Source organism: Amycolatopsis sp. PS_44_ISF1 (assembly GCF_032335455.1).
Lineage (GTDB): Bacteria > Actinomycetota > Actinomycetes > Mycobacteriales > Pseudonocardiaceae > Amycolatopsis.
In genome coordinates this window covers 1,147,267-1,161,260 of the sequence record NZ_JANUXO010000002.1, presented here as the reverse complement: position 1 = coordinate 1,161,260, position 13,994 = coordinate 1,147,267, and the positions used below count along the sequence as shown (strand labels likewise).

Annotated in this window: 10 protein-coding genes; 4 read left to right on the top strand and 6 right to left on the bottom strand. The window is 75.1% G+C overall.

The window, feature by feature from the left end; genetic code table 11:
• Positions 1-31 precede the first annotated feature (31 nt).
• Entirely contained in the window at positions 32-3,280 is a 3,249-nt protein-coding gene (locus NYF13_RS19635; RefSeq protein WP_315658668.1) for a BTAD domain-containing putative transcriptional regulator, read from the top strand.
• A 3-nt stretch (positions 3,281-3,283) separates the two neighbouring features.
• On the opposite strand, the gene NYF13_RS19630 is transcribed toward NYF13_RS19635, so the two are convergent.
• The 3 genes from NYF13_RS19630 to NYF13_RS19620 all read right to left on the bottom strand — a co-directional run bounded on the left by NYF13_RS19630 (position 3,284) and on the right by NYF13_RS19620 (position 6,686).
• Positions 3,284-4,426, bottom strand: coding sequence for a YcaO-like family protein (locus NYF13_RS19630; RefSeq protein ID WP_315658667.1), 1,143 nt, complete (start codon positions 4,424-4,426; stop codon positions 3,284-3,286).
• Positions 4,423-5,739: a TfuA-like protein gene (locus NYF13_RS19625; RefSeq protein ID WP_315658665.1), complete on the bottom strand. Its 1,317-nt coding sequence runs from the start codon at positions 5,737-5,739 to the stop codon at positions 4,423-4,425. Before NYF13_RS19625 ends, NYF13_RS19630 begins: the two co-directional genes overlap by 4 nt.
• A gap of 455 nt (positions 5,740-6,194) precedes the next feature.
• Complete coding sequence (locus NYF13_RS19620) at positions 6,195-6,686, bottom strand: CGNR zinc finger domain-containing protein (RefSeq protein WP_315658663.1); 492 nt, start codon at positions 6,684-6,686, stop codon at positions 6,195-6,197.
• 65 nt (positions 6,687-6,751) lie between these two features.
• On the opposite strand from NYF13_RS19620, the gene NYF13_RS19615 reads away from it, so the two are divergent.
• Positions 6,752-8,158 (top strand): MFS transporter, encoded by a 1,407-nt coding sequence (locus NYF13_RS19615; RefSeq protein WP_315658662.1) that lies wholly within the window; start codon positions 6,752-6,754, stop codon positions 8,156-8,158.
• Positions 8,159-8,298: 140 nt separating this feature from the next.
• Here the strand turns inward: NYF13_RS19615 and NYF13_RS19610 are convergent, their stop codons facing one another.
• Positions 8,299-9,306, bottom strand: coding sequence for a hypothetical protein (locus NYF13_RS19610; protein ID WP_315658660.1), 1,008 nt, complete (start codon positions 9,304-9,306; stop codon positions 8,299-8,301).
• 343 nt (positions 9,307-9,649) lie between these two features.
• On the opposite strand from NYF13_RS19610, the gene NYF13_RS19605 reads away from it, so the two are divergent.
• Both NYF13_RS19605 and NYF13_RS19600 read left to right on the top strand, forming a co-directional pair.
• Positions 9,650-10,135, top strand: coding sequence for a hypothetical protein (locus NYF13_RS19605; protein ID WP_315658658.1), 486 nt, complete (start codon positions 9,650-9,652; stop codon positions 10,133-10,135).
• A gap of 40 nt (positions 10,136-10,175) precedes the next feature.
• The gene (locus NYF13_RS19600; RefSeq protein WP_315658656.1) at positions 10,176-10,400 is read left to right on the top strand and encodes a DUF3072 domain-containing protein; all 225 of its coding nucleotides are present in this window, start codon (positions 10,176-10,178) and stop codon (positions 10,398-10,400) included.
• Here the strand turns inward: NYF13_RS19600 and NYF13_RS19595 are convergent.
• A complete protein-coding gene (locus NYF13_RS19595) occupies positions 10,397-10,687 on the bottom strand; it encodes a hypothetical protein (protein WP_315658655.1) in 291 nt (96 codons plus the stop codon). The two genes, NYF13_RS19600 and NYF13_RS19595, sit on opposite strands and share 4 nt — an antisense overlap.
• A 40-nt stretch (positions 10,688-10,727) precedes the next feature.
• The gene (locus NYF13_RS19590; RefSeq protein ID WP_315658653.1) at positions 10,728-13,844 is read right to left on the bottom strand and encodes an amidohydrolase family protein; all 3,117 of its coding nucleotides are present in this window, start codon (positions 13,842-13,844) and stop codon (positions 10,728-10,730) included.
• Positions 13,845-13,994: the final 150 nt, after the last annotated feature.

Sequence of the window (13,994 nt, the reverse complement as noted above, 5' to 3'; positions counted from 1 at the left end):
ACCACCGGCCCGAGCAGGGGGGAGTGCGCAGTTGACCGAAGGCCAGGCTCCGGAGTTCGGCGTCCTCGGACCGTTGTCCGCGGTCGTCGCGGGCCGTCCGGTGCCGCTCGGCTCGGCCAAGACCCGCATCACGCTCGCGAGCCTGCTGCTGCGGGCGAACCACGTGGTCTCGGTCGAGGAGCTGATCGACCGGCTGTGGAACGGCGAGCCCCCGCGGGGCGCCCGCAACGCGGCGCAGGCCTACGTGATGCGGCTGCGCAACGTGCTGGGCGAGGCCGGTGGCCTGATCCGCACCCAGCCCGCCGGTTACCTGCTCGCGGTCACGCCGGGGATGCTGGACCTCGGCCGGTTCCACGCCCGGGTCGCCGCGGCCGAGCGGGCCCGCGCCGCGGCCGAGCCCGCCGCCGAGGCCCGCGAGCTGCGGACCGCGCTGGCCCTGTGGCGGGGCGCCGCGCTGGCCGACGTGCCGTCCGCGGTGATCCAGGCCCAGGAGGTCACGCGGCTGGCCGAGGAGCGGCTGAAGGCGTGGGAGCGGCTGGTCGAGGTCGAGCTGGAGCTGGGCCGGCACACCGAGCTGGTCGGCGAGCTCTACACGCTCACCGAGGAGAACCCGCTGCGCGAACGCTTCTGGGGCCAGCTGATGCTGGCCCTGCACCGGGCCGGCCGGCCCGGGGACGCGCTCGGCGTCTACCGCAAGGTCACCGCGCTGCTGCGCGAAGAGCTGGGGATCGACCCCGGCGAACCGCTGCGGCGGCTGCACCAGCGGATCCTGCTCAGCGACCGGGCCGCCACCGCCCCCGCGCCGCCGGCCGCCTGGACCGCGCCGTTCCAGCTCCCGGCCGACGTCGCCGACTTCGTCGGCCGCGACGCACTGCTGGACCGGATCCGCGCGCTGGTCGTCCGCCCGGCCGGGAACCGGCTGGCGGTGCCGATCGTGCTGCTCGCGGGTCCGCCCGGGATCGGCAAGACCGCGCTCGGGGTGCACGCCGCGCACGGCCTGCGGTCCGAGTTCCCCGACGGCGTCCTGCACGTCAACCTCCGGGGGTACGCCACCAGCCCGCCGCTGGCCGCGACCGACGCGCTGGCCCGGTTCCTCCGCGCGCTCGGCGTGGTCCCGGACCACATCCCGCACGAGGTCGACGAGCAGAGCGCCCTGCTGCGCTCCCTGCTGAGCGGCCGCCGGGTGCTGATGGTCCTGGACAACGCGGCGAGCCCGGAGCACGTCCGGCCGCTGCTGCCCTCGGACCCGTCCTGCGCGGTGCTGGTCACCAGCCGGGACGAACTGCGGGGGCTGGTCGCGCTGGACGGGGCCCGCCGGCTGCCGGTCGGGGTGGTCTCGGCGGCGGAGGGCCGGGCGATGGTCGCCAACATCGTGGGCGAGGACCGGGTCGCGGCCGAGCCGGAGGCGGCCGACGCGCTCGGCGCGGCGTGCGGCTACTTCCCGCTCGGGCTGCGGATCGCCTCGACCAACCTGGCCGGCTCGGCCAGCCGGTCCATCGCGGAGTACGTCGGGCTGCTGCGCCCGGGCGCCAAGCTCGACGCGATGGAGATCGAAGGGGACGAGCAAGCCGCGGTGCGGCTGGCCTTCGACCTGTCCTACAGCACGGTCAAGCCCGCGCTGGCCCACTTCTTCCGGGTGGTGGGCGGCATCCCCGGCCCGGACTTCGACCACCTGGCCGCGGCCGCGGCGGCGGAGCGGGACCCGGCCGAGGCCCAGCGCATGCTCGACCGGCTCGCCACCACCAACCTGATCGGCGCGGCCGGCCCCGGGCGGTTCCACTTCCACGACCTGATCAAGGAGTTCGCGGCCGAGCGGGCCCGGGAGCAGGACCCGGCGCGGGACCGCCGGGCCGCGCTGGCCCGGCTGTTCGCCTGGTACCGGCAGCGGACCTACGCCGCGTGCCTGCTGCTCTACCCCGACGCCCACCTGCTGGGGTCGCCGGAGCCGGAAGGCCCGCCGTGGCCGGATCCCGCGACCGCGCTGGAGTGGCTGGAGACCGAGGCGGAGAACCTGGTCGCGCTGGTCTGCGCGCGACCGCCCGGGGTGCCGGTCTGGGAGCTCGCCTACGACCTGGTGACCTACCTGCTGCGGGGCCGGCGGGACTCGCTGTGGCAGTCCGCTCTCACCGCCGGGCTGGCCGCGGCCGAACGGGCCGGCGACCGGCTCGGGCAGGCCGCGGTCCACCGGGCGATGGGCCGCCTGTGGTTCCACCACGCCGGCTACGCCGAAGCCGAAGCGCACATGCAGGCCGCCGCCCGGCTGTTCCGGGAGTCCGGCGATGTGGTGGGCGAGTCCTGGGCGCTCACCGGGCTCGGCGCGATCTACGGCGAGCTGGGCCGGCTCGACGAGTCGATGGCCCACATGGAGCAGGTGCTGCGGCTGGGCGGGGACCTCGCGGGCCGCAGCACCAACCTGTTCAACCTCGGCATGACCCAGATCCACCTCGGACTGGCCGCCGAGGCGACGGCGAGCCTGGACGAGGCGCTGGAGCTGGCCCGGGAGCAGGACCTGACCTACCTGCGGCTGCGCTGCGTCGGCGGGTTCGCCTTCCGCGACCTGTGGGCGGGCCGGCTGGGCGACGCGCTGCGGTTCCTGGGCGAAGCGCTCGACGGGTGGATGGAGCAGCAGTTCTCCGCGGGCGTGACCGAGGTCGTGCGCAACATCGGCGCGGTCGGCCTGGAGGCCGGGCGCCTGGACCTCGCCCGCGACCTCGGCACCCGCGCCCTGGCCTGGTCGCAGGCGGACAACACCACCTGGCTGACCACCGGCTCGCACGTGCTGCTCGGGCACGTGGCCCTGGCCGGGGACACGATCGAGGCGGCCGTGCGGCACTTCGAGCAGGCCCGGACGCTGGCGCGCCGCGGCGGGGCGGCCTACTGGGTGGCCGCGATCGACCGCGGGCTGGCCACCGGCCTCCGCCGGTCCGGGGACCTGGACCGGGCCGCCGGACTGGCCGCCGGGGGCCGGTCCGAAGCGCTGCCCCGCGATCGTCTCCGGGCGCACCTGGAACTGTCCGCGGTCCGCCTGGCCCAGGGCGATCCGCAGGATGCGCTCGCCCAGGCCCGGCTCGCGGACGGGCTGGCCGGGGAGTACGGCTACCGGATCGACCGCTCCCGCGCGCAGCGGGCCGCCGCCGAGGCCCATCGGGCGCTGGGCGACCCGGCCACCGCCGGGGAGCTGGAGGAACGGGCGGCGGTCGTCGCCGACGCGGTCACCGCCGAGACGGAGCCGGTGCTGCCGGGCCTCGTGGCCCGGGTCCCGCCCCTGGAGCGGGGCTGAGGCTCACTGCTGCGTGTGGAGGTACTCCGCGTCGAACAGCGTCCGCGCCAGCAGCACCTTCACCACGGAGAACTCGCCGGTCGTGCTGAGGTCGGCCAGGAGCGGGCCGGTGCCGGTCACCTCGTGGACCCGTTTCGACAGCCAGGCCAGCTCCGCCTCGACGTCGTCGAAGGCGCCCGGTCCCGGCGGCTCGGACCCGGCCCAGGCGCGGGTCGGGCCGGGCGCCGGGGTGAGGTCCTCGGTGGACACCCGCACCCGCTCGTAGACCGCGGGCAGGTCGTCGCGGCTGCCCGCGATGCCGGTCAGCCGGCTCTGCACCGCCTCGGTCAGCGCGCGGGACAGGGCGACGTGCGGGTCGAGGTGGGTGCCCCACCCGCCGCAGGCGACGGGGAAGTCCTGGCTCCACACCCGGGCCGCGAAGCACGGCACGCCGAACCGGCTGTCCACCGTCGTGATCCGCACCGTGGCGCCGCCGGCCCGGATCCGGTCGATCAGCGGGGCGCACACGTCGTCGTCGAGGGAGCCGGGGTCGAGGTACTGCCACGGTGCGCCGCGGGGGATCCGGCTGAGCGCGTCGCGTTCGATGACCTCGTAGATCGCGTGCAGGGCCGCTTCCGCGCGGCTGTTGCCGGAGGCCAGGCCGTTGGTGCTCCACAGGAAGCCGGGCGGGTCCCACGGCCGCACCTGGTGCGGCAGGCCCACCATCGGCCACGGCACCGGGGCCGGGCGCCCGCTGTGCGTGTCGGTCGCGGCCACCCAGTCCAGCGGGGTCCGCTCGGTCACCAGCGAGCCCTCGTCGGTGACGATCCCGGCGATCTCGTAGGGCAGCCCGAGCTCACGGGCCGGCGTGGCCCGGTGCACGGGGTCGAGCGGCACGTTCTCCGCGTGCCACAGCTCGATCGACTCCATCGCCGCGGAGATCCGGGCCAGCAGCGGGGTGTGGCCCTTGCCCTGGGAGACGGTGAGGCTGCGCGCGAGCGGGCGCACGGCCATCATCACCGGGATCCCCAGCACGTCGAGGCCGGTGACGTCGGCGATCCGCGTGATGCCGTAGCGGGGCAGCAGCGGCTCGACCGCGGCCCAGGTGTCCTCCGGGCGCCGGACCCGGTGGGTGCCGGTGAAGAAGACCTTCCTCCCGGCGGTCATCGCCCGCCCCGGGCGGTCAGGAACCGGCTGCGCAGGAAGAACGGCCGCACGGCCTCGACCGCTTCGGCCAGGCCGGGGAACCCGCGGTCGCGGGCCGCGGCCAGCAGCGCCGGCGCGTCGCCCGGGCCGACCCGCCACACGCGCGCGAGGTGGTCGCCGAGCACGGCGGCCTTGAGCTGGCCGGTGTGCTGGTCGCTGGCCCAGGAGGCGACTTCGCCGTTGACCACCTCGGCCTCGGCCACTGCCCGCCGGGCCGCGGGGTCGGCGCCCAGGCCCGGCTCGGCCCGGGCCAGGTCACTGGTCGGGCACCGGGGCCGGTAGGAGCGCACCAGGATCCGCACCAGGGCCTCGTCCGGCGGCAGGCCGTCCGCCTCGGCCGGGGTGAGCCAGTGGCCGGTCTGCCCGGCGGTGAGGGTCCCGGGGGTCAGCCCGTGCCCGGCGGCGGCCCGCAGGGCCCGGCCGGCCAGCTCGGGCTCCGGGCCGGGACCGGCGATGTGGGCCAGCACGAGGCGCCGCCAGCGCGCCGGGAAGTCTTCGAGGTGGATCTGCTGGTAGCGGATGGTGGCGCCCAGGGACGCTTCGACGCCGTCGACCGGCTCGACCGCGAACTCCGTCTGCCACTCGTCGATGTACCAGTTGCGCCAGTCCTCGTCCTCGGCCCAGGCTCCGGTCTCGGGGGTGGTGGGCAGCTCGCCGCGGGCCAGCTCGGCCAGCACCTCCAGGGCGTCGGCCGCCTTGACGTCCGCCTCGCGGGGGTGGTCCGCCAGGAACGCCCGCAGCCGGTCGGTCTCGGCGTCGTGCAGGGCTTCCCAGGTGCGCTCGGTGTAGTGGAGGCTCCGCGCGCGCTCGACGACCGACCGCGCCGCCTCATCGGTGAGCGCCCCGGCCCGCCGGGCCGCCTCGGCCGCGTGCCGGAGGACGACCAGCGCGACGGAGAGCCTGCGGTACTCCGGCGCCGGACCGTGCAGGACGGCGACCTCGTCGTCGGCGTCGATCAGCCCGTCCCGGTACATCCCGAAGACCACGCCGCGCCCGGCCATCCCGTAGCGGTGCAGTTCGGCCGCGCGCAGCGCCCCCATGCTGGCGCAGCCCACCACCTGGACCCCGGCCTGCAGCAGCGCGAGGATCTCCTTGTGCCGCACCGGAGCGCTGTGGTGGTAGTAGCCGTCGACCAGCACCACCACATCACCCGGGACGAAGCCGGGGCGCAGCAGGTCACCGTGCGCGGCCGGCGGGTGGAGCACCGCCCCGGGCAGCACCGGCAGCGCCTGCGCCGCGGCCAGGGTGGGGCCGAGGAAAACGTGCACCGGCATCGCTCACCCGTTCCCGGCCGTGCCCGTCAGTTGGTGGACCGGCCGCCCATGAGCACGACGATGTCCGACCACGGGTCGAACAGCGCGGCCGCCGCCACCTCTTCCCGGACGTCGTTGATCTGCTGGATCACCTCGTCCATCAGTACCCCTCCTCGGTCCTCACGAGCCCTGTCGATCGAGCGGCAGAATACTACAGGGTACCGACCCGGTGAGGGCTTTTCCGGATCCGGACGCCCCCGCCCCCCGGCTGGACCGGAAGAAGAGCGCCTGCCCGATCACGCACGACTCGCGGCGCGGCGTCGCGCGCGGAGTTCGACCGGCCGGTACCCGGGTTCGTCGGTCCCGGCGCCCCGTCCGGCCGGGAATCGTTGTGGCGCCGGGGTTTCCGCCTCGGCCGAGGCGGTGGGCTCACCGTGGGACCGGGCCTGCTGCCCCCCGGCGGCGGCCGGAAACCCTTACCCGGCCGCCGGCTTCTTCCTGGCCCGGTGCCGCCGGACCGCCTCCCGGTTGACGCAGGCGTGGGTGCAGTACCGCTGCGTGCCGCTGCGGGTGAAGTCCACGAAGGCACTGCGGCAGTCCGCGGCGGCGCAGCGGGACAGGCGGCGCAGTCCGGTGGCGGTCAGGTACTGCGCGGCCGCGACACTGGTCACCGCGCGCAGCACCGCGGCGAGCGGTACGCCGTCGTCGCGGTAGTGCAGGTGCCAGCCGAAGCCGTCGTGCCGGGTGATCCTCGGATAGGCGGCGGCCTCGGCGAGCAGGGTGTTGAGCAGCCGCACCCGCTCCGCCTCGCCGGTCGTGTCGACGACCTCGGTCCAGCGGTCCAGGAAGGCGCACACCTCGGGGAAGTCCTGCTCGCCGATCGGCGGGACCGGGCCCAGCTCCCGCTCGTCCCAGCCCGAGAGGAGTTCGGCCAGGTCGGCGGGGCGGTTGTCGGTGAGGCCGGTCACAAAGCGGAGGAAACTCCGGTAGTAAGAGTTATGCGCCACAAGGCTATTACAGCACGATCCCAGGCATGCCTCACTCGACGGAGCGAGCCGGGACCCGGGCGTCGGTGTCGCACTGGCTGCCCCTGGTAGCCGCCTGCGCCGGCACCTTCCTGCTGCTGGTCCACACCTCGATCATCACCGTCGCGCTGCCCTCGATCGGCACCGAGCTGAGGGCCGGGTACGGCGAGCTGCAGTGGATCGTGGACGTCTTCACCGTCGCGCTCGCCGGGCTGCTGCTCGGATTCGGCTCGGTGAGCGACCGGCTGGGCCGCAAGCGGGTCCACCTGGCCGGGCTCGTGCTGTTCACCGCGGCGACCCTGGGCTGCGGCCTGGCCGGCTCGGCCGGGGAGCTGATCGCCGCGCGGGCGGTGCAGGGCGTCGCGGGCGCGGCGATGTTCGCGACGATCCTGCCGCTGGTCGGGCTGACCTACGAGGGCCGGGACCGGGCCCGGGCGTTCGCGGTGTGGGGGACCGTGGCCGGGGTGGCCAGCGCGGTGGGCACCTTCGCCGGCGGGGTGATCGCGCAAGGGCTGGGCTGGCGCTGGATCTTCTTCGCCACAGTGCCGGTCGGCGGGGCCGCGATCGTGCTGGCCGCCCTCTCGCTGCCGGAAAGCCCGCGGGGGGCGGGACGCCGCGTCGATCACCCGGGCATCGCCACCTTCTCGCTCGCCGCCACCGGCCTCACGTGCTCGGTGATCACCGGCGGCGACCGCGGCTGGGCCTCGGCCGGCGCGGTGGCCGGGTACCTGGTCACCGTCCTCGCGGCCGGGGCGTTCGTCCTGGTGGAGCGCCGCAGCGGCGCGCCGGTGCTGCCGATCGGCTTGTTCGGCACGCGCCGGTTCCTGGGCGTGCTGGCCGTCGCGTTCGGCTACTACTTCGCCGGGTTCGGCGCCCTGCCGGTGATTTCCCTGTGGCTGCAGGACACCACCGGGCTCGGCTCGGCCGCCACCTCGGCCGTGCTGGCGCTGCAGGTGGTGGTGTTCGTGGCGGTCTCGGCGCTGATCAGCGGGCGGCTGCACGCCCGCTCCCCGGCCCGGGTGCTGGGCGGCGCGACGGTGCTGCTCGGGATCGGCGGCCTGACCGCGGTCGCGGTGCTGCTCGGCGCCGGCTGGGTGGCGCTGCTGCCCGCGCTGGTGCTGACCGGGATCGGCGCGGGCATCGTGTCCCCGGTCCTCCCGGCGGTGGCCATCGCCTCGGTGCCCGCGGAGTACGGCGGCACCGCCGGGGCGGCCGCGAACAGCTCCCGGCAGCTCGGACTGGCCCTCGGCATCGCGGTTTCGGGCGCGGTCTACGCGGCGCGCGGACCGGGAAGCGAAGGCGCGACGCACGGGGTGCTGACCGTGCTGCTGCTGTGCGGCCTGGTCGCCCTGGCGAGTGGTTTCGCGGGCGGCTGGCTGCTGCGCACCCCCACCGGGGGCACCAGGACGAAGTGACCGTGAGCTTTTCCACCGAAAAGGGCCGAATGGGGTCCACAGTGGACGATACGGCCGCACCCCTTCGAACGAAGAAGCACTGTACGTCGCGCTGTCCCCTCGGCGGGGGATCCGGGCGCGGCGGCCGGGACCGGGGAACCTCAGGTGCTGCCCGGCTGCCGCCGTTCCGTGGGCTGCTCCGTGACCGGGCGCACGTCGTCCATGATCCGGTCCGCGTACCGGTCCAGCATGCGGGTGCCGACCTGCTGGGCGTAGCCGAGCAGCACCGACCACAGCAGCAGCGCGGCCTGCGATTCGACGTTGACGAAGCCGTGGGCGAGCCCGGCGCTGAAGGCGAGCAGGCCGACGATGGCCAGGGTCGCGCCGAAGAGCACCTTGATCAGGCCCTGGTAGCCGGTCAGCACGTACGGGGTCACCTCGGGGCGGCGGCGGATCAGCAGCACCACGACCGACAGGGCGGCGCCGAGGACGCCGAAGGTCTGGGCCAGCCAGACGTCCCAGCCGGTCGGGGTGCTCGCGCCGCTGGGGCAGACCATGGTGGACGGTCCGAAGTGGTCGGCCGGGAGGCACAGCGGGATCAGTCCCGGGCGGAGGATGCCGAGCACGCCCAGGACCGTGTTGAGCACGAACAGCGCCGCGGTGGCGAGCACCAGCTTGTTGCGCAGCGAGCGCGCGGCGGCGTGGGCGTCGTCGGAGGCGTCGAACGCGGCGCGCAGCGCGTCGACCACCACGGCGCGGTCGGTGGCGGTCACCGTCTCGGACAGGTCCAGCCGGTGCAGCGCCTGCCAGCGCGGGTCCTCGGCCGGGAGGTAGAGGTCGATGCGCGCCCGCAGGCCCGGCATCCGGCCCGGTAGCTGCGGGTCGGCCGAGACCGCGGCGATCTCGGCCTCGTGCAGCGCCCGCCAGGCGCGTTCGATGTTCCAGCCCGACCACCACGAGACCACCGACCACCGGCGCGGCGCGCTGTGCAGCGCCGCGTCCACCACGGCCAGCGACGAAACGGCCGCGGCCCGGGAGGCCTCCGTACCGGGGACGTCCGCGCACGCCGCGAGGTCGGCGCGCACCCGGCGGGCCCGCGACTCCACCGTCAGCTGCCAGTCGGTGCTTTCCGCCCCGGGCCCCGGGCCGGCGAACCCGTTCTCGGTCATCGCCACCACCTCGGGTCGAGCATCGCAGCGCGACGCCATCGGCCGAGACGACCGAACGCGTGATCGACCGACCACTCTCCGTGACCAATGAGAGAAGATCGGCGCCCCCGCTGTTCGGCCAGGGGGCCTCGAACCCGTCTCTGAGACCCGCCCTGCCCCCTCGCGAGCCGACGTCGAACTCCCCGTTCGGGTGATCTTCGCGGCGCCGGCCCGATGAGATCCGGATCTCAGGCGGGGCGGGTTTTCCGCCTCCGGGGGCCGGGTAGCCGATCCGGGGTGGGGCATGGTCCGGTGCACGGGTGAAATGCCCGCCGCGGCTCGTACCGCCTTCCGGGAGGATCTCATGGCCAGCCTGACCACCGAACAGCCGAGTACTGCCGGGACCGCCCGGCTGGGGGAGCGGGCGGTCCGTTCCATCCCGTCGCCTGCCGCGCCGACGGGCGGCGCGGTGGCGGGCCTGGTCGGCCGGACCTCGCACCGGTCCCCGGTCCGGCCCGCCGATCCGGCCCGCAACGACGCGGAATCGCCCGTCCGGCGGCTCGCCGCGATGGCCTCGATGCGCGAGTGGGAACGGGCTTCCACGCCGAGGCTGATGCACGAAGCCATCCTCGCCGGCGAGCGGCCGGGCAAGGTGGCCGAAGCGGCGCGGCTGAGCGCGGCCGAGGCGCACCTGCGGTGGAACCTCTGGGCCTCCCGGCACCTGCCCCCGGCCCGCACCGGTGAGCCGGCGGAGGTTACGGTCCGGGAGTACCTGCGGGTGCACGCCGCGTTCGCGCAGGCCATCGCCGACGTCCCGGTGGCCGGCGAAGCGACCTGGCCGGAATCCTGACCGGCCCGAAACCCCCGCTTGCCCGAGGAAAGGTGATCCAGTGACCGACAGCAGCAACTCCGGCACCAACCCGGAGAAGGACCCGAGCGAGTGGACCACCGGCGACGAGCCGATGACCGGTCCGCAGGAGTCCTACCTGAACACGCTCGCGCAGGAAGCCGGTCAGGAGGTGCCGGACGGCATCACCAAGGCCCAAGCCTCCGAGCTGATCGACGAGCTCCAGCACCAGACCGGCCGCGGCCTCGAAGGCGGCGACCGGTCCTAGGTCTCCTCGACCCGCCGGGCTCCGGCGACCAGCCAGGTACCGCCGACCAGTCGGGCTCCGGCGACCAGCCAGGTGCCGCCGACCAGTCGGGCTCCGGCGACCAGCCAGGTGCCGCCGACCAGTCGGGCTCCGGCGACCAGCCGTCCGGTTGGCGGTGACCGGTTCGGGCGCCCGTTGCGGCCACCGCCGAGCCCCCGGCCGGGCGGTCCGACCGGCCGATCCGGGTGGCTGGGCCCGGCGCGCGCGCCGGGCCCGGACTGCGGAAGTGGCCGGGCTGCGGTGTCCACCGGACCTCAGCGGCAGCCGGATCTCGGTGGTTGCTGAACTTCAGTGGCCGCTGCAGCAGGAAGTGCGCGCGGACGCGACGTAGTGCGGGTCGTGCCACCAGAACCGCGCGTTGGCCGGATGATCGGGTACCGGCCGCAGCCGCCGACTCGGGGCGATGGCCGGGGCGGCGGTCTCGAACGGTGCCAGCAGCTCGTCGACCGTGTGCACCCGCCCGGCCAGGAGGACCTGCCGGACGTCGGCGGCGGCGGTGATGTCGGCCAGCGGGTCGCCGCCCAGCACGGCCAGGTCCGCGTAGTGGCCCGGGGCGATCCGGCCCAGCGGCTCGCCCAGCACCTCCCCGGCCATGCTGGTCGTGGTGATCAGCGCCTCGTACGGGGTGAAGCCATACTTGACCATGGCGCGCAGGTTCATGTGCGTGCTGACCGCGGTGTGGTCGATCGGGGAGTCGGTGCCGGTGACGACCCGGCCGCCGCCGCGCAGGATCGCCGCGGCCTGGCCGACCTGGCGCCGGAGGTTCGCCAGGATCGCGGTCTGGTCGGCGGACTGGGCCGCGGCGACCGAGGCTTGCAGCGACCGGTACTCCCAGGCGGGGTACAGGGTCCGCACCCGGCGGTCGGTGACCAGGCTCTGGTCGTCGCGGAACAGCGCGGTGGCGGCGAACAGCGTCGGCGTGCGGGCGGCCCCGCGGCGGACGAAGGGTTCGACCACGTCGTCGTAGCCGGTGCCGAGCAGGGACACGGTGCGGGAGTAGCCGAGCCGGTTGGTCGCGCCCATGTGCTCCATGCCGTCGCCGCCGAGGGCCAGCGCCGGGTAGTGGTAGTGCGAAGTGACCGGGAGCCGCCGGGCGTGGCCCCACTCGATGACGCGGCGGTGCATCTCCGGGCTGATCCGGACGTAGGCCTTGAGCAGGTCGTAGTCGAGCTTTTCGGCGCGCTCCAGCTCGAGTTCGAGCTGGTGGCGGTCGAAGGTGGGGCGCATGAAGTTGTAGTAGATGCGGGAGCCGTCGATGGCCTCGCCGGTGGCGAAGTACCGGGGGCCGGTGCGGGCCCCGGATTGGATGGACTCGCGCTCCTCGACCATGTGGTAGGCGGGGCTGCCGGGCGAGCGGGTGGTGGTGAAGCCGAGGGAGAGCCACAGGCGGCCCTGGCGGTCGCCGTAGCCGTAGCCCTGCATCTGGCGGTGGTTGTGCATGTCGATCAGGCCGGGCACGACCACGCCGTCGCGGGCGTCGACCAGCTCGCCGTCGAGCCCGCTGCCGGTGGGCTGCACGGCGGTGACGCGACCGCCGTCCACGACGATGTCCACCTCGGAGCGCAGGGTGCGTGCGGTCCCGTCCCACATCCGCCCGGCGCGCACGACCACGCGGCCGCGGCTGCGGGTGTTGGTCCAGGTCAGGGTGGTGGGCACGGTGCGCGGGGCACCGCCGGAAGCGGCGATCAGCCGCAGGCGGCCGTTGTTGAGGTAGAGCAGGGTGCGGGAGTCGCCGCTCCAGCTGGGGGCGTCGGTGACCTCGTCGGTGATCGGCCGCGGCGGCCCGGCGAAGGTGCCGTCGGGGTGGACGTCGGCCACCCACAGGACGCTGGCGACCACGAAGGCCATCCGCCGGCCGTCCGGGGACCACACGGGACCGTCGTCGCCGCGGGTCTGGATCGAGCGGCCGGGCAGGGGTTCGACGTACCGGCCCGCCCCGGTCGCGACGTCCACCAGCAGGATCTGGCTCAGGCCCTCGCGGTAGCGGGCCGAGAACGGTTTCACCGCGGCCAGCGCGATCACCCGGCCGTCGGCGGACCAGGTCGGGCGCCCGGGCTCGAACGTCGCGGTGAAGACCTGCCGGACCGCGCCGGTCGCGACCTCGGCGGTGTGCAGCGCCCCGGTCTGGTCGAGGAAGGCGATGGCCGTGCCGTCGGGGGACCAGGTGCCGGAGGTGGCGGCGAGGCCGGGCAGGTTGGTCAGCTGCCGGTCCCGGCCGGAGCGCAGATCGCGGATCCAGAGGTCGAGCGTGCCGCCGCGGTCGGTGGAGTAGGCGAGCCGGGTGCCGTCGGGCGACCAGGCGGGGTCGGACTTCCACCAGTGGTCGCCGGTGAGCGGGCGGGGCGGCCGGCCGATCTCCTGCACCTGGATGTCGTTGAGCGCCCGGAAGGCGATGCGGCGGCCGTCGGGTGAGAGCACGGGGCTGCCGATGCCGAGCACCGGTTTCGGCGTGGCCGAGGTGAAGTCGCGCGGCCGGGAGTGCACCGGGCCGCGCGCCACCGTGACCGGGGCGGTGAAGGGCACGTCCGCCGCCGGGCCACCGGAGAGCCGGCGCCGCCGCAGCGCGCCGCCGGCGGTGTAGAGGTATTCGTCCGCGCTCAGCCACGAGACGCGGAACGGGAAGACGTCCTCGCCCGGGAACAGCGGCTTGCCCCCGCGCACGAGCTCCGCCGTCCCGGGCGCGAGCGGCAGTGACCCGCCGGAGTACCGCGCGTACACCAGATCCTGCCCGTCCGGTGTCCACATGGGACTGTGCACGATCGCGCCGGGATCCGTGACGAACGTGCGGCGGGCGCCGCCGGCGAGGGTCACGACGTCGATCTTCGACCCGGAAACGACGAAAGCGAGCTCGGTCCCGTCCGGGGACCACGCCGGTTCGTACTCCTCTTCCGGGGTGTCGGTGACGGCGGTGGCGGTGCCGGACCCGAGGTCGAGCACGTGGACGCCGTAGCTGCCCCCTTCGTCGGAGGAGTAGGCGATCTTCTTCCCGTCCGGGGAGAAGATCGGCTCCCGGTGGTCGAACGGGCCGCTGGTGAGGCGCCGGAGGCCGGTGCCGTCGGCGCGGACGGTCCAGAGGTCGAAGTTGCCCTCGCGGTAGGACTGGAAGACCAGCGTCGCGCCGTCGGGCGACCACGCGGGCTGGGCGATGTCGAACAGGTCCTCGGTCAGCCGCCGGGCCGCCCCGCCGCCCGCCGGGACGAGCCACAGCACGCCCAGCAGGTCGAAGGCGAGGGTGCGGCCGTCCGGGGCGGCCTGCGCCGCGATGTTCGTCCCCTGCCGCAACGCCAGCGGGGTGCCGCCGCGCGAAGGCGGCCGGGGTCCGGCCGACGCGGCGGCCGGGCCCAGCCCCGCCGCCCCGACGGCGCCCGCCACGCCCGCCAGGAACTCGCGCCTGTTCACCGTCATGGTCCCCGCCTCCAGTTCGGCCCGAGGGGACGCCGGCCGCGGTGCCCCTCGGGGGTCTGATCCGCCCCGGCTGACGAGGATGCCACGGCACCGCGGGGAAGGGAACGGGATTGACCTCGGTGGACCAGCCCGCCGGCCACCGCTCGGGCG

What these genes read in the sequence shown, in the direction of transcription:
- NYF13_RS19625 (WP_315658665.1), bottom strand. Translation starts at nt 5,739, where the DNA reads ATGCCGGTGCACGTTTTCCTCGGCCCCACCCTGGCCGCGGCGCAGGCG.
- NYF13_RS19615 (WP_315658662.1), top strand. Translation starts at nt 6,752, where the DNA reads ATGCCTCACTCGACGGAGCGAGCCGGGACCCGGGCGTCGGTGTCGCAC.
- NYF13_RS19630 (WP_315658667.1), bottom strand. Translation starts at nt 4,426, where the DNA reads ATGACCGCCGGGAGGAAGGTCTTCTTCACCGGCACCCACCGGGTCCGG.
- NYF13_RS19590 (WP_315658653.1), bottom strand. Translation starts at nt 13,844, where the DNA reads ATGACGGTGAACAGGCGCGAGTTCCTGGCGGGCGTGGCGGGCGCCGTC.
- NYF13_RS19610 (WP_315658660.1), bottom strand. Translation starts at nt 9,306, where the DNA reads ATGACCGAGAACGGGTTCGCCGGCCCGGGGCCCGGGGCGGAAAGCACC.
- NYF13_RS19605 (WP_315658658.1), top strand. Translation starts at nt 9,650, where the DNA reads ATGGCCAGCCTGACCACCGAACAGCCGAGTACTGCCGGGACCGCCCGG.